This window comes from Streptomyces hesseae (assembly GCF_031845785.1).
Taxonomy (GTDB): domain Bacteria; phylum Actinomycetota; class Actinomycetes; order Streptomycetales; family Streptomycetaceae; genus Streptomyces; species Streptomyces hesseae.
On sequence record NZ_JAVRFI010000006.1, the window covers coordinates 173675 to 195064 of the forward strand.

General features: G+C 68.8%; 19 protein-coding genes. 13 read left to right on the forward strand and 6 right to left on the reverse strand.

The features are described from left to right. Positions 1-13 precede the first annotated feature (13 nt). Positions 14-745 (reverse strand): class F sortase, encoded by a 732-nt coding sequence (locus RM609_RS12620; RefSeq protein ID WP_311610484.1) that lies wholly within the window; start codon positions 743-745, stop codon positions 14-16. Positions 746-920: 175 nt separating this feature from the next. Here RM609_RS12620 and RM609_RS12625 point away from each other — a divergent pair, with 175 nt between their 5' ends. Together RM609_RS12625 and RM609_RS12630 are read left to right on the forward strand one after the other, a co-directional pair. Beyond that, the gene (locus RM609_RS12625; protein WP_311610486.1) at positions 921-1472 is read left to right on the forward strand and encodes a hypothetical protein; all 552 of its coding nucleotides are present in this window, start codon (positions 921-923) and stop codon (positions 1470-1472) included. 1207 nt (positions 1473-2679) lie between these two features. Then, a complete protein-coding gene (locus tag RM609_RS12630) occupies positions 2680-4284 on the forward strand; it encodes a phosphodiester glycosidase family protein (RefSeq protein ID WP_311610487.1) in 1605 nt (534 codons plus the stop codon). Positions 4285-4325: 41 nt separating this feature from the next. Here the strand turns inward: RM609_RS12630 and RM609_RS12635 are convergent, their stop codons facing one another. Then, the gene (locus tag RM609_RS12635; protein WP_311610489.1) at positions 4326-5246 is read right to left on the reverse strand and encodes an alpha/beta fold hydrolase; all 921 of its coding nucleotides are present in this window, start codon (positions 5244-5246) and stop codon (positions 4326-4328) included. A gap of 127 nt (positions 5247-5373) precedes the next feature. Between RM609_RS12635 and RM609_RS12640 the strand changes: the two genes are divergently transcribed. From RM609_RS12640 to RM609_RS12685, 10 genes are all read left to right on the forward strand, one after another. Continuing rightward, a complete protein-coding gene (locus RM609_RS12640; RefSeq protein WP_311610490.1) occupies positions 5374-5976 on the forward strand; it encodes a TetR/AcrR family transcriptional regulator in 603 nt (200 codons plus the stop codon). A gap of 144 nt (positions 5977-6120) precedes the next feature. Further along, the gene (locus RM609_RS12645; protein ID WP_311610491.1) at positions 6121-6771 is read left to right on the forward strand and encodes a Crp/Fnr family transcriptional regulator; all 651 of its coding nucleotides are present in this window, start codon (positions 6121-6123) and stop codon (positions 6769-6771) included. Positions 6772-6923: 152 nt separating this feature from the next. After that, positions 6924-7850 carry a hypothetical protein gene (locus RM609_RS12650; protein WP_311610492.1) on the forward strand — a complete coding sequence of 309 codons (927 nt, stop codon included), beginning with the start codon at positions 6924-6926 and terminating at the stop codon, positions 7848-7850. A 290-nt stretch (positions 7851-8140) separates the two neighbouring features. Then, positions 8141-10015, forward strand: coding sequence for a hypothetical protein (locus RM609_RS12655; RefSeq protein WP_311610493.1), 1875 nt, complete (start codon positions 8141-8143; stop codon positions 10013-10015). After that, positions 10012-10896 (forward strand): hypothetical protein, encoded by an 885-nt coding sequence (locus tag RM609_RS12660; RefSeq protein ID WP_311610494.1) that lies wholly within the window; start codon positions 10012-10014, stop codon positions 10894-10896. Before RM609_RS12655 ends, RM609_RS12660 begins: the two co-directional genes overlap by 4 nt. A gap of 276 nt (positions 10897-11172) precedes the next feature. After that, on the forward strand, positions 11173-11382 hold the full coding sequence (locus RM609_RS12665; RefSeq protein WP_311610495.1) for an S-type pyocin domain-containing protein: 210 nt from the start codon (positions 11173-11175) through the stop codon (positions 11380-11382). Next, the gene (locus tag RM609_RS12670) at positions 11372-13414 is read left to right on the forward strand and encodes a hypothetical protein (protein WP_311610497.1); all 2043 of its coding nucleotides are present in this window, start codon (positions 11372-11374) and stop codon (positions 13412-13414) included. Before RM609_RS12665 ends, RM609_RS12670 begins: the two co-directional genes overlap by 11 nt. A gap of 12 nt (positions 13415-13426) precedes the next feature. Further along, complete coding sequence (locus RM609_RS12675; protein WP_311610498.1) at positions 13427-14155, forward strand: hypothetical protein; 729 nt, start codon at positions 13427-13429, stop codon at positions 14153-14155. Then, positions 14152-14424, forward strand: coding sequence for a DNA-binding protein (locus RM609_RS12680; protein WP_311610499.1), 273 nt, complete (start codon positions 14152-14154; stop codon positions 14422-14424). Before RM609_RS12675 ends, RM609_RS12680 begins: the two co-directional genes overlap by 4 nt. Before the next feature lie 225 nt (positions 14425-14649). Continuing rightward, on the forward strand, positions 14650-15540 hold the full coding sequence (locus RM609_RS12685) for a hypothetical protein (RefSeq protein WP_311610501.1): 891 nt from the start codon (positions 14650-14652) through the stop codon (positions 15538-15540). 207 nt (positions 15541-15747) lie between these two features. Here RM609_RS12685 and RM609_RS12690 read toward each other — a convergent pair whose 3' ends face one another. From RM609_RS12690 to RM609_RS12705, 4 genes are all read right to left on the reverse strand, one after another. Continuing rightward, positions 15748-16725, reverse strand: coding sequence for a helix-turn-helix transcriptional regulator (locus RM609_RS12690; protein ID WP_311610502.1), 978 nt, complete (start codon positions 16723-16725; stop codon positions 15748-15750). A gap of 157 nt (positions 16726-16882) precedes the next feature. Continuing rightward, positions 16883-17830 (reverse strand): VOC family protein, encoded by a 948-nt coding sequence (locus tag RM609_RS12695; protein ID WP_311610503.1) that lies wholly within the window; start codon positions 17828-17830, stop codon positions 16883-16885. Positions 17831-17880: 50 nt separating this feature from the next. Beyond that, the gene (locus tag RM609_RS12700) at positions 17881-18381 is read right to left on the reverse strand and encodes a hypothetical protein (protein ID WP_311610504.1); all 501 of its coding nucleotides are present in this window, start codon (positions 18379-18381) and stop codon (positions 17881-17883) included. A gap of 44 nt (positions 18382-18425) precedes the next feature. Then, positions 18426-19553 (reverse strand): FAD-dependent monooxygenase, encoded by a 1128-nt coding sequence (locus RM609_RS12705; protein WP_311610505.1) that lies wholly within the window; start codon positions 19551-19553, stop codon positions 18426-18428. 657 nt (positions 19554-20210) lie between these two features. On the opposite strand from RM609_RS12705, the gene RM609_RS12710 reads away from it, so the two are divergent. Further along, a complete protein-coding gene (locus tag RM609_RS12710) occupies positions 20211-21386 on the forward strand; it encodes a globin domain-containing protein (protein ID WP_311610507.1) in 1176 nt (391 codons plus the stop codon). Positions 21387-21390: the final 4 nt, after the last annotated feature.

The following is a 21390-nucleotide window of genomic DNA, read 5'->3' on the forward strand; positions in this document are numbered from 1 at the left end:
GGATGGGCGGGCTCTAGGTGTCGGAGGTGCCCTGGCCGTCGGAGGAGCCCTGGGTGTCGGGGGTGACGCGAGGCTCGGGGAGGGTCCGGCCGGTCCCGGTCAGATAGGCCGAGACCACCAGGTTGGCGGTGTACTCGTGCTGGGCGCGGTCGTAGTCGCCGCCGCAGGTGATCAGGCGGAGTTCGGCGCGGTTGGTGTCGCGGGGGCCGTAGACCTTGTCGTCGTCCCAGTGGTCCTTGTCGACGACGGTGATGTCGTCGACGGTGAACTCGGCGGTGGAGCCGTCCACCCGGGTGACGTTGATCTTCGCGCCGCGCTTGAGGGAGCTCAGTTCGTAGAAGACCGCCGGTGAGGTCGTGGTGTCGACGTGCCCGACGAGCACGGCGGTGCCGGTGCTTCCGGGCGCGGGGCCGTCCTGGTACCAGGAGACGGCGTTGGGGCGCTCGTACGGTGGCGGTTCCACGCCGCCGCGCGGGTCGAGCCCGTGCCCCTCGATCGGGGCCTTCAGCCCCACCGCCTTGATGGCGAGCGCGAGGGGGCCCGCCCCCGGCAACGGTTGGTGTGCCGGGGGCAGGCCGCGCGCAGGGGGTCGGCCCGCGGTGGCCACGTCACCGGGCTTGGGAGCCGAGGCTATCGGCTCCTCCGCGGTGTCGTGACCCCAGAGCCACAGGGCCAGCAGCAGAGCCACCCAGGCCACCCCGGTCAGCAGGCGGCGCTTCGAACCGCCTGTGCGCGCTTCTGACATGACGCCGGTTCGCTCCCTGTCACCGCTTGGCCGCGCTGGCGCGGCGCCGGTACCAGATCAGCCCACCGGCCATACCCACCGTGGCGCCCGCGAGGGCGAGTGCGGGGGCATCGACGGACGTGGACTCGGACGCGGCCACCGGCGCCGTGGCGCCACCACCGGTGTGGTTGCGGCCGTGCGGTCGCTCGTGTTCGCGGCCGTGGTCGTCACGTCCGTGTTCGCGGCCGTGGTCCTCACGTCCGTGGTCGCGCCCGTGGTCGTCCCGGCCGTGGTCCTCCCGACCGTGGTCACGGCCGTGGTCCTCACGTCCGTGGTCCCGGCCGTGGTCCTCGTGGTCCCGGCCGTGATCGTCCCGGCCATGGTCGTCCCGACCGTGGTCGTCCCAGTCGCGGTCACGCCCGTGGTCACGGCCATGGTCGTCACGTCCGTGGTCCCGGCCGTGTTCGCGGCCGTGGTCCTCGTGGTCGCGACCGTGGTCACGGCCGTGGTCGTCCCGACCGTGGTCGTCGTCGTCGCAGTCGTCACGGTCGTGACGGCCGTGATCACGACCGTGGTCGTGGTCGCCACGGCCGTGGTCGTCGTCGCAGTCCTCGTCGTGACCGGTGTGCTGCACGACGCTGCTTTGGGGCGGCTTGACCGGGGTGTTGGAGGAGCCGAGGGCGTATGCGGCAGGTGCCGCGCAGACGGCGACTGCCGTCAGGGTGCCGCAGAGAGCGGTACGGATTGACTTCATTGGGTGTACCTCCTTCGTTTCCGAGGTTCACCCCCCACTCCGGACGGAGCATCCGCAGAGTAGTTCTATTGCTCCATTCGGTAAGCAACATGGGCCGGTCGGGGGAGAGGGATGGGTTCCGCGGCTGAATCCGGGGCCCGTACGGCGTGGCGGGGGCGCGGGGAGCGGGGTGGGAGGTAAGGGGGTGGCCGGCCGCGGCAATCGCCATGCCGCGCGCCACCCGGGGGCGGGGCGTTGGGGCTCTCGGGGGCGTTCCGGCTGCTGACAGGGGTGGCGAAGGTATGGCGGGGCCTGGCGGACGGTGGGCGTTTGGCGTGGCCCGTTGTGGCCGGATTCTCGTCGTCGCAGGTCAAAGGGGTGGCAGGCGCTTGACCGATTGCTAGAGTGACGTTCGCGGTCAGCCGGCGCCGCCGGGAGAACGCCGGGCGGCCGCGGCTGACGACGACCGAGCTCCGCGGAACGGATGGCAGAACGGCGGAGGCCAGTCTCTCGTACGGGACACGAAAGGCCCGGCTCCGGAGGTTGCCGAGAGCCAGGCCCGTCGCGTGCGAGGCATCGTGTGGACCCGGCCGACCTAGCGGCGGTCGGGTCCACACCTTCCGGTGGGGCCGACCAGTCGTCCGGAACCGCCCCAGCCGTACGCCTCAGCGCAGCAGCTGGTCACAACACCGCGCGATGGCGGCAACCGCGTTCAGAAGCACCGCCGAGAGCGTCACCCAGTCCTGAGGGCCCTGACGATCCCGGCCGGGGCGCCGTCCCCGACGCCTCCTCCCGCTCCTCGGTTTCACCATCAGCCGGCTCCTCACCTCTTGACGATCCCGGGTTCGTGCCGGGGCCCCGCCCGGCGGGCGAGGCACTCAGGGGAGGCAGAGCCGTTGCACCCAGTAGCGTAGCGGGCGCGGTGAGTTGAGCGATCCGCGTGGAGGTTTTCGCCGCCTGGTGGGCCGGGTTGCGGCATGATGGGAGATTTTCGCGGACGGTGCGGACGGTGCGGCCCCGTGTCCACGTGACGACGGGGGTCGCCCCCACAGAGTGAACCGGCCCAACTCGTCGGGCACAGAGGCATCTTGTTTCCACTCCATTACGCCATGCTGAGCTGAGCGTTCGCGTGGGCGACACGCTGCGCGGCCAGACTGCGGCGACAGCTCGCGCCACGACACAGCGCCACGACACAGAGACAGAGAGGGCAGGGAGGAAAGTGGTGAAGATCAGACGCATGCGCCGGCCGGTGCTCACCGCCGGCCTGGCCGTACTGACGCTCGTTCTGCCGGCCACGGGTCTGCACGCCCAGGCGGCCGCTCGACCCGCCGATCGGACCGCCGCTCAACCCACCGTACAGCGACTCCCGTTGGGGGACGCCAACCTGCCGGAGACGCGCACGACCACCCAGGTGGCCCCGGGGGTGACCTGGACCCGGATCAAGCGCGGCCGTCCCGACGCCCGTGACCACTGGACGATCGAGGTCGCGCTGCTGAAGGACGAGAGCGCGGCGCGCTCCCTGGCCGCCAAGCTGAAGGCCGCCGGGTTCGCCCCCGTCGTCAGCAGGGTGGACGAGCGTCCCCAGGACCTGCCCTCGAAGCAGCCGTGGGGCTGGCGTGTACGGGTCGGCGAGCTAGCCGACCAGGAGGCGGCCGCCCGCCTGGTGAAGGACCTGCGCGCGGCGGGCTTCCGCCCCACGCACACCTATTTCACGGGGGAGGACGGCAACGGCCGCACCGGCCCCTGGGTCGTCGACGTGCTGCGGGTCTCCGCCGCGCAGCGCGGCCGGGTCCAGGTGCGGCAGGCCCAGGACCGGGTGCCGGGCGGCGAGACGCTGGCCGACATGGTCAAGCACATGGGCGGCATCGCCGGGATCAACGGCAGCTACGGCTCGGACGAGGAGGACGGCACCTTCGGCGACGTCGCCGGCCTGTCGGTCGTCGGTGGCAAACTCGTCAGCGAGGCGGTGCAGGGGACCAGCGCCCTCGTCCTGCCCTCCGACCGGCGAGCCCGCCCCTCCGTCCAGCAACTGAGCACCCACCTGCGCCTGCGCTCCGACGACGGCGCCCAGCGCGAGCTCGACGGGCTGAACCGCTCCCCGGGCAAGATCCGCAACTGCGGTGGCACCGGGGGAGACCTGCCCACCGAGCGGCCGCGCCACGACGTCCAGTGCACCGACGACTCCGAGGTCATCCAGTACACCGACTTCTTCCACGGGCCCGTGCACGCCGGTGACGGCGTCGCGGTGGTTATCGACAAGAACGGCAAGGTGCTGGAGGTACGCGACAAGCGCGGCGGCACGTTCCCCTCCGGCACGACGCTGCTCGCCGGCACGGGCGACGGCGCCGACTGGCTGCGCGCCCACGCCCGCAAGGGCCGGACGGTGACCGTGACGGCCACCGTCCTCGACCGGAACGGCCGGCCCCTCACGGCCACCGCCGGACGCGCCATGGACGTCGCCTCGGGCGGCCCGCAACTGCTCCGGGACGGCCGCGTCGACATCCCCGCGGACGCCGAGGGCTTCAACTACCCCGACGACCCCGGCTTCTTCGACTACTTCAGCACCCACCGGCACCCGCGCAGCCTCGCGGGGGTCGCGGACGACGGCTCGCTGCTGTTCGTCGCCGTCGACGGCAGGCGCCCGGGCTACAGCGAGGGGCTGTCCTTCCGGGAGAGCGCGGAAGTCATGCGGTCCCTCGGCGCGGTGAACGCCCTCAACCTCGACGGGGGCGGATCCACCACCATGGTGGTTGGCGGCCGGCTCATCAACCGGCCCTCCGACAGCACGGGGCCGCGGTTGATGGAGAACGCGCTGATCATTCACTGACGTTCTTGCGGCGTGGCCCTGACGGGTGTCGTGACGTCCCGTCAGGAGCACGGCCGGCGTTCGATGGAATCCATGAAGCGCAGCATGCGGCGGTTGATCTCCTCCGCGTGATCGATCTGGGGCCCGTGGCCGGTGTCCGAGATGATCTCGGCCCGGGCCCCCGGTATCAGGCGAGGAACGCGCTCCACCTGCCGCCGCGGGTGGACGAGAAGGCTGCGCTTGCCGAGCACCAGATAGAGCGGGGTGCGGATGGTGGCCAGTTCCTGCTCGGAGAGGGGGAGCGGCGCCGGGCGGCGGATGCGGTGGGCACGGACTCCCGCCCTGATCATCGCGCGCAGCTCCGGCACGATGAGCACCGGCTGCTCCAGCCAACGCGCCAGCCGGGGGCGCAGCGCCTTGGGGGCGGAGGTCGCGAAGAGGCTGACGAAGATCCAGACGAAGAAGCGCAGCCCCACCTTCTCCAGGCCGCCGGGGTCGAGCAGGGTGACCGAGGCGAGCCGGCCGGACCCGCGGTGCGCCTGGTTCAGCGCGAGCCATCCGCCGTAGGAGGAGCCGACGAGGTGGACGCGGTCGAGGCCGAGCCCATCGAGCGTCTCGTCCAGCCAGCGCGCGGCGTCCTCGGGCCGGTGGAGGGGTTCGCGATGCACGCTGCGGCCCGGGTCGCCCGGGGTGTCGATCGCGTAGACGGGGCGTTCGGCGCTGAACGCGGGCGTGTTGGGGTACCACATCGCGGAGCAGCTGCCGGAGCCGTGCACGAGGACGATCGGGGTGCGGGCGGCACCGGCGGGGTCGTCGGGCCCGTAGCGGTAGACGTGCGTCGTCCCGAACGAGGTCTCCACGTCCGTCTCGGCGACGGCTGTCGCCCCGAGGGCGTAGACGGCGTCGCATGCCGCGAAGTAGCGGTCGCGCAGGGCGTCGTTGACGTATCGCGCGACGTCGGGGCGGGTAGCGGTCTGGGGCACGGGTGGCCTCCTCGGGAACGATCACCTGTTCTTCGTGGTACGACCGTACCATCAACCTGATACGGCGGTACCATAAAGAGGTCCCGGTATGGAGAACCCCTGTCACTGAAGAGCGGAGCCGCAACCGATGCCGAAGCGCGTGGACCACGCAGAGCGGCGCACCGAGATCGCCGAGGCACTCCTCCGCGTCGCCGGACGCCGTGGACTGCACGCCGTGCGGATGCGGGACGTGGCGGCGGAGGCGGGTGTGTCGCTGCGCCTGGTGCAGTACTACTTCGAGACGAAGGAGAAGCTGCTCCTCTACGGGCTGGAGCACCTGAGCGAGCGCTTCGGCGAACGGGTGGCCGCCCGGCTCCGGGCAGCCGGTGACGACCCGGGCCCACGCGCGGTCATCGAGGCGTTCCTGACGGCATCACTGCCGACCGACGAGGCCGGCCGCACCTTCCACCTCGTCTACACCTCGTACGGCGTCCTGGCCGTAACCGACGAGGCCCTCGCCGCCCAGCCCTTCATCCGCAACCCGGAGGCGGCCGAGGACCACCTGACCGAACTCCTGCGGCAGGCCCAGGAAGCGGACCTCACCCACCCGGGAACGGACCCCCGCCTGGAAGCGATCGCTCTGCTCGCTCTGTCGGCGGGCCTGGGTACGAGCATCCTCGTCGGCCAGCGCGGCCCGGAGTCGGCGGTGGAGGTCCTGGGGCGGCAGCTGGACCGGGTCTTCAAGGGGTGAGAATCCCGCGAATTGATGCCCGCACGGGGGCGCGGGGAGGGCGTCCGAAGGTCCTTGAGGCGCTGCGGTTTCTTTTATGCGATCGCTAATGCGGAATGCGGAATTCGGTACGTGCCCGGGAGTCGGCTCCCCTAGCGTGACCGCATGAATGAAGATCGTGACTTCTCGGTACGGTCCCTCCGGAACCTGGTGCCGTACGAGGCGTGGGCAGAGCTGACCCGCCAACCCAAGCCGTACGCATCGGACCAGACCCTGTTACGGCAGGGGGACGGCGGAACCCATGTACTTGCCCTGACCAAGGGGCTGGTGAAGGTGGTCCGTAGAGACCGTGACGGGCGGGAGCGACTGCTCGCCTTCCGTGGGCCAGGTGAAATCCTGGGCGAAATGGCGATCCAGTGCGAAGGGGAACGGCTGGCCGATGTGCGGACGATGACCAAATGCGAAGCCTCCTTGATCCTTGCTGAAGACTTTCAGCGCTTCGTGCGCGAGCACCAGCTTGCGCACCCGCTTGCTGTGCTGGCGTCCACACGGCTGCGAGAGCAGACCGAGATCCATGACGGGGCTGTCCACGAACGCCTCGCCTTGGCGCTGATCCGCCTGGTCGAGGTATCCGGCGTGCAGTCCTTCTCCCTCACTCGGGAAGAGCTGGCCCAGCACATCGGGGTGGGCCGCCGGTCCGTCAGCGAAGCCCTGAAACTCCTCGGTCCGGGCCGGGTCGAGGCGGCGAAGAGCCGCGTCAGCGTGATCAGCGTGGAGAGCCTGAGGAAGGTACTCGACGACTCCATCAGCGGCTAACGGTGTCGTGACTCACGTCACACGTTTTCTGTGCGTGCGGAGCGGAGCGATCGCGCGCCCGCTGTGAAGCTCGAGGGGTTCGACCACGCAACGCACAGGCGTCTCCCGTCCGGCCCGTCACGGGCCGGACGGGCTTCACGAAGGAGCGACACATGCGCGAACACCTCGGCGAATTTCCCCAGGAGAGCCCGCGCCCGTACACCCGCAGCAGGCCTCTCCCCGGCTATCGGGGCATTCTGGCCGTGGACACCAAGGGGTTCACCGGCCATCCCGCCATCGAGCACGAGGCCATCAGCCGTGCCGTACCCGAACTGCTCGAGACCGCGTTCGCCAGGGCGGGGCTGCGCGAGCTCTGGAACGATCGCAAATTCCCCGCCTCGACCGGCGACGGTTACGTCTTCGGGTTCGATCCCGCGCTGATGCCCTTCGTCATCCATCCGCTGCTGCTCACCCTCCAGGACGTACTGACCGACTTCAACGTCCTGTCCCATGGAGCAGTACCCATCAGGCTCCGGGTCAGCCTCCACGTCGGCCCGTTGCCGGACACCGGGGACGAATTCGGCGGCAACGGGACGGTTCGCAATGACACGCACCGGCTGCTCGACTCCCGCCCCGTCAAGGCTGTGCTGGCCTCGCACAAGGAAAGCATCACGCACGTCGCGGCCATCCTCTCCGGCCGCTGCTATGAAGACGCGGTGGCCAGTGGGTACACCGGGCTGCACCCCGATCACTTCGTGGAAGTGGTCGCGACCGTCGACGGAAAGCCCTTCGCCCAGCAGGCATGGATCTACGTACCCCAGCCGTCCGGGCCGCTGTACGAGGAAGACCCGGCCGACGGTACCGGCACGGAGCCGGCGCCGCGAGAGGACCCACGTCCGTCGGAGGGCGGCGGTACGCGGAGCACACGTGTCAGGAACAGCGCTCCCAATGGCAACATCAACACCGGCACTGTGCACGGCGGCCAGAGCGTAGGCAACCACCACGTCGCCGGCGACTATGTCGAAGGAAACAAGGCGGGCCGTGTCCGTGGTTTCCAGGGAGACCAGGTCCGTGGCGACAAGCGCCAGAGGCGATCGTGACCCCGGACGCCTTGCCCGGGCCACCGGAGCCGCCGGGCCCTGAGCGGCCGGTACCCGAAGCCCCGTCCGAGGACGAGTCGACGCGCGCGGAACCCGAGTTCGACGTCTCCGAGCTGATCGATGCCATAGGTGGAGCCTCGGGACCCACGGGGACGTTCGTATATGCCCCGCGTGGAAACATCAACGCGGGTTCCGTCCACGGTGATCAGCACGTGTCCAACAAGGCGACGGATGGGCGGCGGACAGCTCGGGCGTCCAGGGTACGCGAGGGACCGATACCGGAGACGGAGGTGCAGGCCGCCGCATTCGGGTTCGCGGAACCCGCATGGTTCGGGACCGCTTTGACGGAGCTGGGGCAAGGGCTGCTCTTCCTGACCGGACGCCCGGGAACCGGCCGTCGCACCGCGGCACTCAACCTTCTGCGCAAATGTTGCGGGGACGATGCCCAGCTGCGGGCCCTGGACAGCGTCACCGAGCTGGATCGTTGGCAGCCCACCGACGCGTCAGCGCGCGGCTACCTGGTCGATGGACTGTTCCCGTCCCGGCCGCTCGGGCCCGGAGTCCTCGGCCATGTGCGCTCCCTACTGGAGAAAGCCGGGGCGTATATGGTGATCATTCTGCCCGATGACAGAGCGCTGTTGCGGCGCCTCGAACAAGACCTTCACATCAGGCCCATCGCGTGCGAGCCGCCTGCGCCTTCCGCGGTGTTCGGCAGTCGTTTTGAAGCAGTCGTATCGGATCAGCGTGAACGGGAGCGCCTGCTGGCGGCAGTGGGTCACCAGGAACTGGGGGCGCTCCTGGTCCCCGAACTGGTGCCGGCCGAAGTGGTCGAGCTGGTGACCGCCATCGTGTCGGCCGACGGTGACGCGAACGCGTTGGGTGACCTCCGGGCCCGGCTGAGCTACCAGGCCGAGCAGGAAGTTCCGGAACTCATAGAGAAGTTGCGCGGCGATCCGGACTCCCTGTCCTTTCTGCTGGCGGTCTGCGTCTACGAGGGGCTGGATCACCGGATTGTCAGGGAAGAGGCCGACCGGTTGCTGGACCTCGCCGAGGGGCGCCTGACGGCCGTGCTGCCGGCGCAGGATTCTCAAGGATCCGAGAACGCCGGGCGCCCCAATCCGGATTTCGTCTTCCGGCGTCCCCTGACGGAACTGCTGCATGCCGTTCGTGCTTCCCGGCAGACGCGTGAGATCCGCACGGAAGGGGCCTACGCGCACAGTGTGGAAGCGGTCGCGTTTGTAAGGCACCGACAGGCCGAAGCCGTGCTCAGGCACGTGTGGCGTGAGTACGGTCAGCTGTCGGAACTGCTCGTCCGGTGGTTGCGCGAAGTGAAGCGCGACAGCGAACTGACCCTGCCGGTGGGCCGGGTCATGGGGATGGCGACGAGCTGGGGAGGCGGCCGCAGGGCGCTGCGCCACGTCCAGGCGCTCGCCGAATCCGAGCGCACGACCAGCCGCCTCATCGCGGCACATGCTCTGGGCATCGCGGCGGAAGACCCCGTACTGGTCGCGGAGGTGCGTTATCGCCTCCAGCGCTGGAGCCTGGCAGTCAGCCCTCACCTGAGGACCGCAGTGGCGTACGCGTGCGGTGCGGAGTTCGGGCTGTCGCGCCCGGATGTCGCCCTGCAACTGCTCCACACCCTCATCCGTGGCCTGCGGACCCGCGGTGAAGAGGGCGAGGGGCAGGCCGGGGTCCGCATCGCGGTGCGAATGGCGGTTCTGAGACTGTTCCATGCCGGTAACGAGGAGCATGTCTTCGGCCGACTCCTCGAGTGGCTGGGTGCGGACCAAGCCGATGAGGAGGAGCTGTTCGTGTTGTTCGGCCACTTGCTCCGATACCAGCAGTGGTTCCAGCGACAGCTCGCCGACAGGACTCCTCAGGGACAGCTGGTCACTGAGATGATTCGCCGGGCACTGAATTCGGACAGTTCGTTCGACATGACCTGCGCGGCGCTGCTGAGATGGGCTGACTGGGGCAGGTGGGACGAGACATTGTTCCGGGCAGTGGAGAATCTCTTCACTGATTTGGCTGACGCCATGCGACTCGGTGAATTCCGGCTGTTCGTGGAGATCGACCAGGGGGACACCAGCGGCTGGGCGGGGCGGGACACCGCTCGGACCGCGCTCACCAGGTGGCGGGCCGGGGAACGGCGGGAGGCGGCATGAGCGACGACTCGGCCGAGCGTCTCTACTATCGGACGGCGAGATCGCCCCGGTGGGAAATCGTCGGTCACCGCTGGTCGGCCTCAAGGGACTGGGCACTCGTTCTCAGAGACGCCACCGGTGAATATTTCGTCCTCGGCCGCCGCGGGGATCCCGACGACGCCGGCGGGTACGTGCCGATGCCCGACGAGGCCGCGGCGCCGCCCCTGCGCGGCCACTACACCGACGGCTTCCGCGTCGATGTGACCGAGCACGTGGATACCCGGGCCATCGGCCTTCCCACGGTGTACGGCACGGAATCGGTGGAACTGTGGGTGTCGTGGTGGGTGCACGACCCCGTGCGGGTGGTGCGCACGAAGACCGTGCACGGCTGGCACGTTATCCGCACTTACCTCACCACGGCCCTGCGTCATTTGGCCGAGACCCAGGCGGTGGCAGGCAATGGGCTCGGAGCCCCCGAGATCATGCAGCACCTCGGCGTGCCACAGCGCCTGGAAGAGGCAGGCCTGAGCTACCGGGTGTTCGATGTACGGCTCCGGGACAACGGTGAGGAACTTCTCCTCGGCCAGGGGGAGAACGAGGGTGTCCGCTATTCCTGGACGACCAGCCGCCGAGGTGAGTACGAGTTCTGCCTCCAGGCGCTGCACGCCGGACCGGCCTCCCTGGCTGCGCTCTGGCTCCTCAGGCATCCCGATCAGGTCCGCCAGGTCCTGGACTGGGCCGTCGACCACCAGGATCTGCTCAGCCCTCCGCTAACCGACTGGCAGGAGGAGCTGGCCTCGTTGCTCGGCACGCTGACCGATCAGGAACGAAAGGAGATCTCCTACCTGCTGCGTGACCGGATCTCCGCGCTGGGACGCCCGGTTCCCGGCATGGCCGACTGACACGGCTGACTGCAGAAACGCATTCAACAATCAAATAAATGGGTGGGTGTGTCGTCTTCGGGCGGCGCACCCACCTGTGTTTTTGCGCGGTGTTCCGCACGGCCGCACGAAATGTGCTGGAGGCCACTCGCCGTGTGTTCTTCCGGAACAGACAGACCAGCGGCCGTGCGGGAATCTCGAGTCGTTCAGGAAAACGACGCACGAGCAAGGCTCGGGCGTCCCGCTCGATCTCGGGAGGACGATTTGAGGGCAAAAGGATCCGGCCAGGCGGACAATGTGATCGCGTTCCGTCGCCCACAACCGACACCTGAAGCAGTGGGTAGTCGCCACGAGGCGCAGAATGCCATCGACGAGCCCATGGTTCCGCCGGGCACGGTGCTGAACGCCGACCGGGGGATCATCAACACCGGCACGGTCCATGGCGGTCAGCACGTCACCACCATTGAGCTTTCCGGTCGCTCCGAAGGAGCTGACGATGACATCTGACGCATTCCAAGCCGGCGACGTCGATGCTCTCGTAGCGGCCCTGGCGTCCCGGCGCGCGATGGTGGTCCTCGCGTCCAACAGCACCGTCAACACGGGCTCGGTGACGGGTGATCAACGGCAGATCGTGGCCGCCTCACCAGCTTCCGGCCCCGCTGTGGCACCGATTCGGCAGGGCCCTGTACGGCCGAAGGACCTGAGAGTGGCGACGTGCCGTTTCGTGCCGCCTCCCACCTTCGAGAAGGCGCTCGCGGAACTTGAATCCGGTGTCTCCGTGCTCGTCGGAGCTCCCGGGACCGGTCGTGAGACATGTGCCCTCAATCTGCTGGCTCACGGCAGGGACAACCCCGTGCTGGTCCAGTTGGACGGGACGGTGGACCTCTCCCGGTGGAGTCCGCGATCGCAGGAAGTGCATGGCTACCTGATGATGGAACCTCCGGATCCGTTCGCACTCCGCTCCTGGGACCTGTCTCGGCTGGAAGCCTCCTTGACGAAGGTGGGGGCGCGCCTCCTCATCGTGGTGGCGGAGGCCCCCGGCCTGGCCTCTGCCTTGGAAGGCCGCTTGGGCACGCCGGTCCTACGCCACGTGCCTCCTGACCCACGGGAGGTCTTCGCCGCCCATCTCGCGGACATCTGCTCGGGCGAGGACGCGCGCGACCGGCTGCTGCGATCCCTGGGGCCGGACGTCTTGGACGAGTTGCTGCCCGCGGAGCTGCCGCCCCACCATGCGGCACAGGCGGCCGAAGCCGCGGCCCGGCTGTGTGATGCCGGCAGCTCATCCCGCACCGAGGTACTGCGGGCATTGGCCGAGGCGGAAGCACCAGGGCTCGTGGCCCGGGCGCAGGAAGATCCCGTGCTCTTCAGCCACCTGCTCTCACTCAGCGTGTACGGCGGGCTCGAACGCGGCGTCGTCGTGGAACGGGCGGCGGACCTGCTGGAGCTGGCGGTCTCCGAAGGAGAACAGGAGCCCGCGGCACACACGCTGCGCCCTCGGCTTGACCTGGGGCAGGTCGGCACGACTCGCCAGCGGCCGATATCCGAGATCTTGCGTGCCCTTGGGGCGTACTGCACGCGGCACGAAGGGGCGGACGCCACCGACACTGTGTCCTTCTTCTGGCCAACCGTGGGCGATGCCGTCCGGGAAGTCCTGTGCCGGGATCACACGGACCTTCTGCCCCTGTTCCACGCATGGCTCGCCGGCGCCGGGTACGACCCGGAGCAGATCGAACAAGCCGGGCATGCAGCTGCCGCCATGGCCGTGGCGACCGGCGGCAGAAGCCTGCAGCTCCTACGTCCTCTGGCTTTGGTTCCATGGCCCCCGGCCGTCGAAGTGGCCGCTCGGTGCCTTGGAGCGGCCGTCCGCGACCCGGCAGTGGCGGCGAAAGCGGAAGCTCTGCTTGAGCAGTGGAGCGTCGCGCCCGAGGCGGCCCTGCGGAAGGCGGCCGCATACGCCTGCCGCTCGGACGGCGGCCCGTTCACAGTTGGCCGGGCCCTTCGACTACTGCACACCCTTGCGGAATCGCTGAGCAACGACGCGGACGACATGGCTGTCGGAGTAGCTGTCGTGGAAGCGCTGGTGTTGCTTTTCGTAGAGGGCGACTCCCGCGCCAGGGAAACCATCCTTGTGCGGATGAGGGACTGGACCTTGCGGGACGGTATCCCGGGCCAAATGGCAGCGCTCGCATTTCCCGTCATGGCGGGGGTGGATCTCGCATGGTGCGGAAGCCGGATGCTCTCGGATGCCGACACGGCCTCGAGCATGGTCCAGCTGACCGGTCACGCTCTGAACGAACCGGCCACTTACACGTCCATGCGTGACGTCCTCCTCGAATGGTGCTGCGGCGTGGACGGCGTGCCACAACCGGATCCGTCCCTGGAGGAACTGCTCAAGGGCCTGATGAAAGCCAGGGAACCCGGCTTCCTGCGGTGGCTTATGGCCGTCGAACGGGGCCCGGACACGATTCCCGGAAGAGACCTCGCGACGCGACTGCTGACGCTGTGGCGCAGCAAGTCACCGACAAGCAAAGCGAATTGATAGGAGCAGGAGATGTCAGAGTTCTATCGTCCCGGCCTCTTCGCCTCTGTTGAGCGTCAGTGCGTGGGCATGAATCCGACGCCTCGACTACGGCTCCGCGACGGATCAGACGGAGACGGTGTCTCCCTTGAGCTGGAGCAGTCCCGACGGTACCTGTACGACCGTTCCGTGGACCCCGCCGTACGTGCCGACCTGTGGCATCAGATCGCGGAGCGCCGCCTGTCCGGCATCGAGCGGTCCGACTGGCCGACGGCAGTCGTGTGGCTTGGGCTGCCCGGGCTGCGCCGTACTGCGTTCCGGATCACCTGGTACTTTCGCGCGGACCGAGAAGACGTCGAATCCGAACTCGTCGCGTGCTATCTCGAAGCCCTGGCGGAAGTCGGAGCGCATACCCCCGACCCTGGTGATCGGGTACTCCGCGCGGCCTGTTCCCGCGCATGGACCTTATGGCGCAAGGCCCGCCCCGAGACGGCCGTGGAGAACGTGGAAGGGGCCGCACGTCTTCCTTCCGATACGGAAACGGAAGACGGATGGGAAGTGGACTACGACCCGCCCGCGAGCCCGCGCGGACTCTCGGCCACTGTGCGGATCACCGTTCCCGCCCACCGGGTCGAAGGGGTGCGGATCGGCGCGCTGGCGCGGCGATGGGGTCTGGCCGACACGGCCACTTCCACTGGGTACGCGGGCCGGGGCCGCCAGGTCGCGACACTCTCCCTGCGGCGAGTCGGAGGGAATGGATGACCATCCACATCGATACACCGCTTACCTTCCGCGAGATCTTCAATCTCCCGGTCAGCGTCGACCTGAGGACGGCGGCCCGGGCGTTCGGTATGTGCGTGAGCACCGCCTACCGCCTCGTCGCCCGTGATGCCTTCCCCTGTGCCACCGTCCGGGTCGGCGGACGCCATCGCGTGCTCACCGTGGATCTGTTGCGCGCACTGGGTATCCAGGAGCGCCCGGTCTTTGCCGATGAGATCGCCGACGGCGTCGCGCTCACCTTGTTCGACTGACCTTCTCCGGACTGCCGGCGGCTTACGGCCGTTGGCAGTCCACGAACTCTCCTGAAGGAGTCTGCTGTGCCCACTTGCCTTGCCATCGGGGCGAAGACTGCCGTCCTTGACCCTTCCCGCCAAGGCGTCCCGGACAGGCGACACCGGACCGCGTTCTTCTACGAGGACGTCGTCCGTCCCACCTGTGAACAACTGGACCTTACTCCGCTATGGGCGGACGACCTCATGGGCGCAGGTCTGCCTATGGGCCATTTCCTGCGCCTGGTGGCCGAAGCGGACGTCGTCGTCGTGGAACTCAGCGAGTGCGATCAGGAGCTGTCCTTTGCACTCGGAATGCGACACGCGCTCGGCCGATGCACCGTTCATGTCGCCGAGGGGGCTGTCACCCGTCCCGGGGCGGGTGAGATTCCCTTCGTCGAGCTCCCGTCCCACCCTGCGGACGCGGTCATGGCCCGACAGCAGCTCACGACCGTATTGACCGATGCCTTGAACGGAATGGCTCCGGTGATTCCACCCACCGTTTCGTCGGCGCCCCGCGTGGAACAGGCTGTGCACGATGAGGACGCGCCCGGCCTCTTGGACCTGATCGCCGCCGCCGAGGCACAGCTGGAAGGCATCTCGGGCGACATGGCTGCGCTGGAGGCCGCCTTGGCGGATCTCGGGGCGATGGCGGAGCTCATCGGCGAGGACATGGCGCGTGTCAGCCATCCCGGGGCTTCGATGAGCATGAAGCTGGCAGTGGTCAACCGTCTGGGCAAGGCAATCGATGGACCGGCCGGAGACCTGGAGAGAGCGGCCGAGCGCTACGCAGGGCGCATGAAGGCCAGCGTTGTCGCCTTCGGGGCTCTGCTGGAGTGGGTGGGGGACATGCCTCGTCACGAATGGCCGGACGGCGTGGCGGGGATCCTGGACGACGTGATCAAAGTGGCCTCGGACATGCGGACCGCAGCGGTTGAATTTCAGGAAGGGATGGCGCTGATCAATATGTTCGCCGCTTCCAGTCGGCACTTACGCGGCCCCCTACGGCGGATCGGCACCGCCTTCCAGACGATTTTCGGGAGTGTGGCCGTGCTGGAACAGTGGCAAGACACGGCCGTGGCCCTGAGCCGATCCTGACCCGCCCCGACATCCACATGCCATGAGGGCCGCCCGGAGAGACTCCGGGCGGCCCTCCCATCGCGTTTCTCCCATCTCACCTGGCGGCGTCACCTGGGTGTCCGCCCGGCTCGGGCGGACACCCAGGTGTGCGGGCGGGGGCGGCGAAGGGGGCAGGCGCCCATGCCGACGATTTCCTGGCCGCGTATGCGTCTGAAGGCGGTGGTGCTACCGGCGCGACGCGGTGTCGGAGGGGAGTTCGTTGAAACGGTCGCGGTAGTCGCCGGCGAAGCGGCCCAGGTGGGAGACGCCCCACCGGTAGGCGATGGTGCCGACGTTGTCGGTGGTGGTGAGGATGTCCTGGCGGATCCGGTCCAGCCGCAGGTTGCGTACGTAGGACATGGGTGACAGGCCGAGCCGGTCGCGGAATGCGGAGCTGATGGTCCGCGGGGCGCAGTCGGCGGCCTTGGCGATGTCGCCGAGGGTGATGCGCTCGGCGAGGTTGGCTTCGATGAACGCGAGAGCTGCGCGCAAGGAGCGCGGGTGGCCTGGCTGAGGGCCGTCTCGCAGTTCGTCGGTGTGCGAGTGAGGCTGGGCCAGGAGCAGCGCGGTGACGATGCAGCGGAGCTGGCTGCGCTGGAGTTCGGCGCGCTGGAACAGGGGATCTCCCGAGTCCAGTCCCTCCAGGAGGGAGCGGACAGCCAGTCGTATGGCCCGGCCCTCGGGTTTGGACAGGTCCAGGGCGAAGTCGAAGCGGACGGCCGACTCCGGCGGGCTCCCGGTCAGTGCCGCGTATTCCTGGTCGACCAGGGCCGCGTCGATCCGAAGTCCGAGGAAGCGCGACGGGGTTGGGGGCGCGGGGCGCAGTTCCTGGGTGTCTCCGGGGTTGACCACTCCGGCCGTGGCGGTGTCGAGGGTGACGTCCAGGCCGCCGCGGGACGCGGCGATCGCACCGGACACACCTATGTTGACGAAGTAGGAGCTGAGCCCTTCCGTCGAGGAGACGCGTATCTGGAGCGGCGAGGCGAAGTAGCCGACGGCGAAGTCGTGCGCGGCCACCCCGCGCAGTTCGTGATCTCCCCTGCACAGGCCGTCCAGCGGCGATGTGGCGATGGAGCCGCCGAACAGGCGGGTGGCGGCGTTCAGGAGGTCGACGGGGTTCTGGGAACGGGTGATGAGGAAGTTTCGCAGCGGAGGCGGCAACACGTCCACCTTCTTCGGGGCGCCAGCCGTGGGCGCGTGGTGCGGGTGTTCCGGGCCTGCCGCCTTGCTGCCCTGGTGTCAGTGTGTCACCGTTTCCGGTCCGCAATGGGCTGGTCGGCGGTCGGTCGTCCGCAGGTGAACGTCGCCCTCACGAGCGTGCTCACATCGGCGGGGCGACGAACAGCCCGGGATCGGCGTCGTTGTGGGACTTGGCGGCGATGAACTCGTCCATCTCGTCGGCTGTGCCCCATTGATCCGCGTTGGCGGGGTCGCGCAGGTCGTAGAGGTGGGGGTGCCAGGTGTCCTCGTCCAGGATCTCCAGCTCGGTGGTGTACTCGACGGTGTTGCCCGCCCGGTCGAGGTAGTAGCTGAAGGAGTTGTCACCGGCACGGTGACGTCCCGGTCCCCACAGGCGTTCGATGCCCAGGCGCCGCATCCGGCCGGTGCCGCGCATGAACTCGTCGATCCCGCGCATCTCGAAGGAGGCGTGGTGGAAGGCCGCGTGCGGGCCGCGCACGATGCCGAAGCTGTGGTGGAAGGTATTGCACCGCAGGAACCACATGACCTCGATCCCGCCGCGGTTGCCCAGGTACATGGTGTCCGACAGCCGGAATCCCAGGTGTTTGATGTACCAGGCGACTGTGGCCTCGGGGGTGGGGGAGTTCATCAGCACATGGGAGAGGCGTACGGGGACCGACTCGCGGGCCTCGATCTTGCGGTGCCGGCGTGTGGTGACGCCGGCGGAGACCTCGACCACGCGGCCCTCGTTGTCGAAGAAGCGGACCGCGTAGCCGCCACCGGGAGTGTCCAGCAGCTTCGGCTCGTACACCAACCGCACGCCCTGGGCGATCAGTCGTGAGGCCAGGGCATCGACATCGCCGGCGCCGGCGGCACCGAAGGCGATGAGGTCGGTGCGCTTGTGGGCGTCCTCGCGCAGCCGCACCACGTACTGCTCCGGGGAGCCTTCAGCCGCCAGGAACGAGACGCCCGTGTCAGCGGCGGTCTCCGTCAGGCCCCACAGCTCGGTGTAGAAGCGACGCTGCTCGGCGAAGTTCGGCATGGCGACATCGATGTGCCGCAGGTGGGTGATCAGGCTGTTGTCGCTCATGGTGCGTGCACTCCCTTGGGCGCGTGCCCGACTCCGGTCAGGTGTCTGGTTCAGCTCAGCCGTTCGGCCAGCCGGTCGAGGACGGTGGGCAGCACGGGTCCCTCGCCCATGTGGCCGCCGGGGAACATCCGGCCCGTCTTGGGGCCGCCGTGCTCCAGGGCCAGATGGAGGTCGGCGGAGGCGTTCTGCCGGTCGTCCTTGCCGTTGGCCAGAAGCAGCGGGCAGCTCGGGAGGTCCAGGTCGCCCTGGTCGAGCAGGGACAGCTCCGGGCAGCGGGCGACGTACTCCGCGAGGGTGCTGCCGCCAAAGATGCGGGCCCTGGCCGGTTCGCGCTCGCCGTTCTCCTCGGTCTCGCGCGCACGGGCCGCGAAGCCCTCGGCCTCCGACAGCCAGTGTCCGGCCCAGGACACGGGGTCGGCTCCCGGCAGTGTCTCGATGTGCCGCGCGGCGGCTTCGTGATCGATGGCGTTGAAAGGGTTCCTACGCTGCTCCAGGTGCGTACGCAGCCACTGCCGCGTCTCGAGCAGGGTGCGGAACGTTGCCGCAGACATGAGTGCTCCTCCTCTCCTCGTCCGTCGTACGAACAGCCGGTCGGCTACGCGGGCTCGGCCATGAGGCGGTGACAGGCATCGACCAGCGGATACGCTTCGTCGTGGCGCCGAGCCCGCTCCAGGCCGGCGATGGCCACCGAGGTCTCCACGAGCGTTCGGCACCGCTGTGCGCGTCGGCTCACGAACGCCTTGAGCCCCGCGCCGATCGACTCGTGCCGCCCCAGCTCCTGGGCCAGCACGAGGCCGTCCTCGATGGCCAGGGCCGTGCCACTGGCCATCTGTGGTGCGGGTGCGTGGGCGGCGTCGCCGATGACGACGCCGCTGCCGCGGTTCCAGCCGCCCTGCAGGAAGTGCGTCCGCACCGGGCGGCGTATCACCGACTCGGACACGGACACCAGCGGGGCGAGCTCCGCCACCCGGCCGGGGAAGGGCTCCAGCAACTTCCTCAGGCGCGGCGCGAGCTCGGCGTCCGGGAGGACGTCCCGCTCCACCCCGTTCTCCGTCAGGAAGACGTACGCCCGGCTGTCCGAGAGGGGGACGAGTCCTGCCGTATTGACCTTGCCGGCGAAGTGATGGATCCCGGTGCCCCACGACGGGCGCCGCACCAGCGCCCGCCACACCATCTGCCCGTGATAGTCGAGTGAGGCCCGAAGTCCCAGCAGTCCTCGTGCCGAGGAACGGATCCCGTCCGCTCCGACGACGAGCCCGGCCTGCCGCTCGGTCCCGTCCGGCAGCCGCACACGGACCAGCTCTGCCTCCTGGTCCACCGCCGCAACGGTCAGACCGTGGTGCACCACCACGCCGCACCGCTCGGCTTCCGTGTGCAGGATGCGGTGCAGTACGGGACGCGCGATGCCGACCATCGCCGGCCGCCGCGCACCGATCAGACGCGGCAACTGGACCTGGTCCGCGGGTTCGCCGTGCACATCCACGTGCGTAATCACGCTCATGCCGTGGCCCTCGGCCAGACACGCCTCCGCAACCCCCAACTCGGCCAGCGCGCGCAGTGAAGGCCCGGTCAGGCACAACCCCCAGCCATGAGTCGCTCTTGACGGGCTGACCTCGACGATCTCAACCCGCCATCCCGCGCGCGCGAGGGCTGTGGCCGCCGTCAGACCAGCGACACCCGCGCCCACGATCAGGGCCGTCCGCACACCGCGATAGCTGTCCATGTACGCCTCCAGAGCACTGGGTTCTCCGGAACCGTAAGAGCCGTCGGCTCTCCGCCTTATCCGCATCGGGCGGCAACCATCCGCTGTCGGCAATCAGCCGCCAGAGCCGGGTCCCTCTCACGAGAGTCGTCATGGCCCCGATGATCACCGCCTTGTGCCGGGCCGCCTTGCACCGGGCCGCCCTGTGCGTGCCCGGCCACCGGCTGCCGCTCTCGGAGATGCCGGACTGCCCCCGGGCTCCGAACGGGCAGCGGCATTGGCTCGATATATGCCCTAAATCAGCAAACCGTCCAGGTTCGGTCAGGGTAATTCCACAAGATTCTGCCCGGAGTTCTAGCGGATGCGTCCCTTCCCGGTCTCGTGACCCTCATCGAGGATCGGTGACATCCGGAAGAACTCCCTCCGCTTCATTGACTCCGCACTCCAATGAGGATTCATGTTGGCCCCATGCGACTCCCATGCCGCTCCCTCCAGACGGGGATTCAGTGAAGGCCCCGCCCTCTGCGCCCGTCGAGGGCGAGGTGCCTTGGGTGAGGTCACCTGGTGGTATATCCGGCGAAAGCCATGCCGAATGGCGGATGGAAGAGCGCTGGCCCCTTGAGGTTCCGGATCGGTCGTCCAAACAGCACATCCGCACACCCGTCTCCGGAGGTCCCGGTGCCTGCCCAGGCCGCCGTGGAGCCGGAGACCGCCGAAGCGCCTTTGTCGGACCGCGAGATAGAGCTCATAAGGACTTCCCTGTCGGTGGTCGAGCCCTTCGCGGGGGAAATAACGGTCTACTTCTACGCAACCCTGTTCGCCCGCTATCCCGAAGTCCGTGCGATGTTCCCGCATGGGATGGATGATCAGCGCGACCGCCTCCTGCGCGCGCTGTTGCGCATCGTGGATCTGGTCGACGACCCCGAAAGCCTTGTCCGCTTCTGCGGACACCTCGGGCGCGATCACCGTAAGTTCGGCACCCTCCCCGCGCACTTCCCGGCTGTGGGCGAGTGCCTCCTCGACACTCTGGCCCGGTACGCCGGCGTCGCCTGGACCCCGGAAATCGCCGCCGCCTGGACGAAGGCGTACGGCGTGGTCTCCCAAGTCATGATCAGTGCGGCCGAGGAGGACGAGGCGGTACGGCCCGCCGTTTGGCCCGCCACGGTGGTGGACCGTGTCTCGCGCGGCCACGGCATCACCGAAATCACCGTACGTCCACATATCGCCTACGAGTACGCCGCAGGTCAGTACGTGAGCGTCGAGACCCCCTGGTGGCCGAGGCGGTGGCGTTACTACTCCGTCGCCAACGCGCCTCGCGAGGACGGCACACTCACCTTTCACGTGCGCGCCGTGCCCGGCGGCTCGGTCAGCGAGGCGCTGGTGCACCGAGCGGCGGTGGGGGATGTGATCCAGCTGGGGCCTCCGATGGGTGACATGGTCCTGGACGCGGCCGACCACAGCGACCTGCTCTTCGTGGCCGGCGGCACCGGCCTCGCCCCGATCCGCGCGCTCATCGAAGAGGTCGCCCGTCGAGGGGGACGCCATCAAGTGGAACTGTTCCTCGGTGCCCGAACCGGGGCCGAGCTGTACGGAGTCGACGACATGCTCCGGATGGCCCAGCGACACCACTGGCTGACCATCAGGGGTGCGGTCTCCCACGAGCACATCCCCGGAATCCGGGGATCCCTGCCGGACGTGCTGGCCGAATACGGCCCGTGGTACGAGCACGACGTGTTTCTCAGCGGCCCGGTCCAGATGATCGTCTCTGCCAGGGAGACGCTCACCCTCAAGGGCACCCCGTCCCACCGCATCCATCACGACCCGTTCGATACGCCCGTCCTGTCCACTCCCTGAGCCG

Excerpts from the sequence above, each read along its gene's own strand:
- RM609_RS12620 (WP_311610484.1), bottom strand. The coding sequence starts at position 745 with ATGTCAGAAGCGCGCACAGGCGGTTCGAAGCGCCGCCTGCTGACCGGG.
- RM609_RS12640 (WP_311610490.1), top strand. The coding sequence starts at position 5,374 with ATGCCGAAGCGCGTGGACCACGCAGAGCGGCGCACCGAGATCGCCGAG.
- RM609_RS12645 (WP_311610491.1), top strand. The coding sequence starts at position 6,121 with ATGAATGAAGATCGTGACTTCTCGGTACGGTCCCTCCGGAACCTGGTG.
- RM609_RS12650 (WP_311610492.1), top strand. The coding sequence starts at position 6,924 with ATGCGCGAACACCTCGGCGAATTTCCCCAGGAGAGCCCGCGCCCGTAC.
- RM609_RS12660 (WP_311610494.1), top strand. The coding sequence starts at position 10,012 with ATGAGCGACGACTCGGCCGAGCGTCTCTACTATCGGACGGCGAGATCG.
- RM609_RS12670 (WP_311610497.1), top strand. The coding sequence starts at position 11,372 with ATGACATCTGACGCATTCCAAGCCGGCGACGTCGATGCTCTCGTAGCG.
- RM609_RS12675 (WP_311610498.1), top strand. The coding sequence starts at position 13,427 with ATGTCAGAGTTCTATCGTCCCGGCCTCTTCGCCTCTGTTGAGCGTCAG.
- RM609_RS12680 (WP_311610499.1), top strand. The coding sequence starts at position 14,152 with ATGACCATCCACATCGATACACCGCTTACCTTCCGCGAGATCTTCAAT.
- RM609_RS12685 (WP_311610501.1), top strand. The coding sequence starts at position 14,650 with ATGGGCGCAGGTCTGCCTATGGGCCATTTCCTGCGCCTGGTGGCCGAA.
- RM609_RS12695 (WP_311610503.1), bottom strand. The coding sequence starts at position 17,830 with ATGAGCGACAACAGCCTGATCACCCACCTGCGGCACATCGATGTCGCC.
- RM609_RS12700 (WP_311610504.1), bottom strand. The coding sequence starts at position 18,381 with ATGTCTGCGGCAACGTTCCGCACCCTGCTCGAGACGCGGCAGTGGCTG.
- RM609_RS12705 (WP_311610505.1), bottom strand. The coding sequence starts at position 19,553 with ATGGACAGCTATCGCGGTGTGCGGACGGCCCTGATCGTGGGCGCGGGT.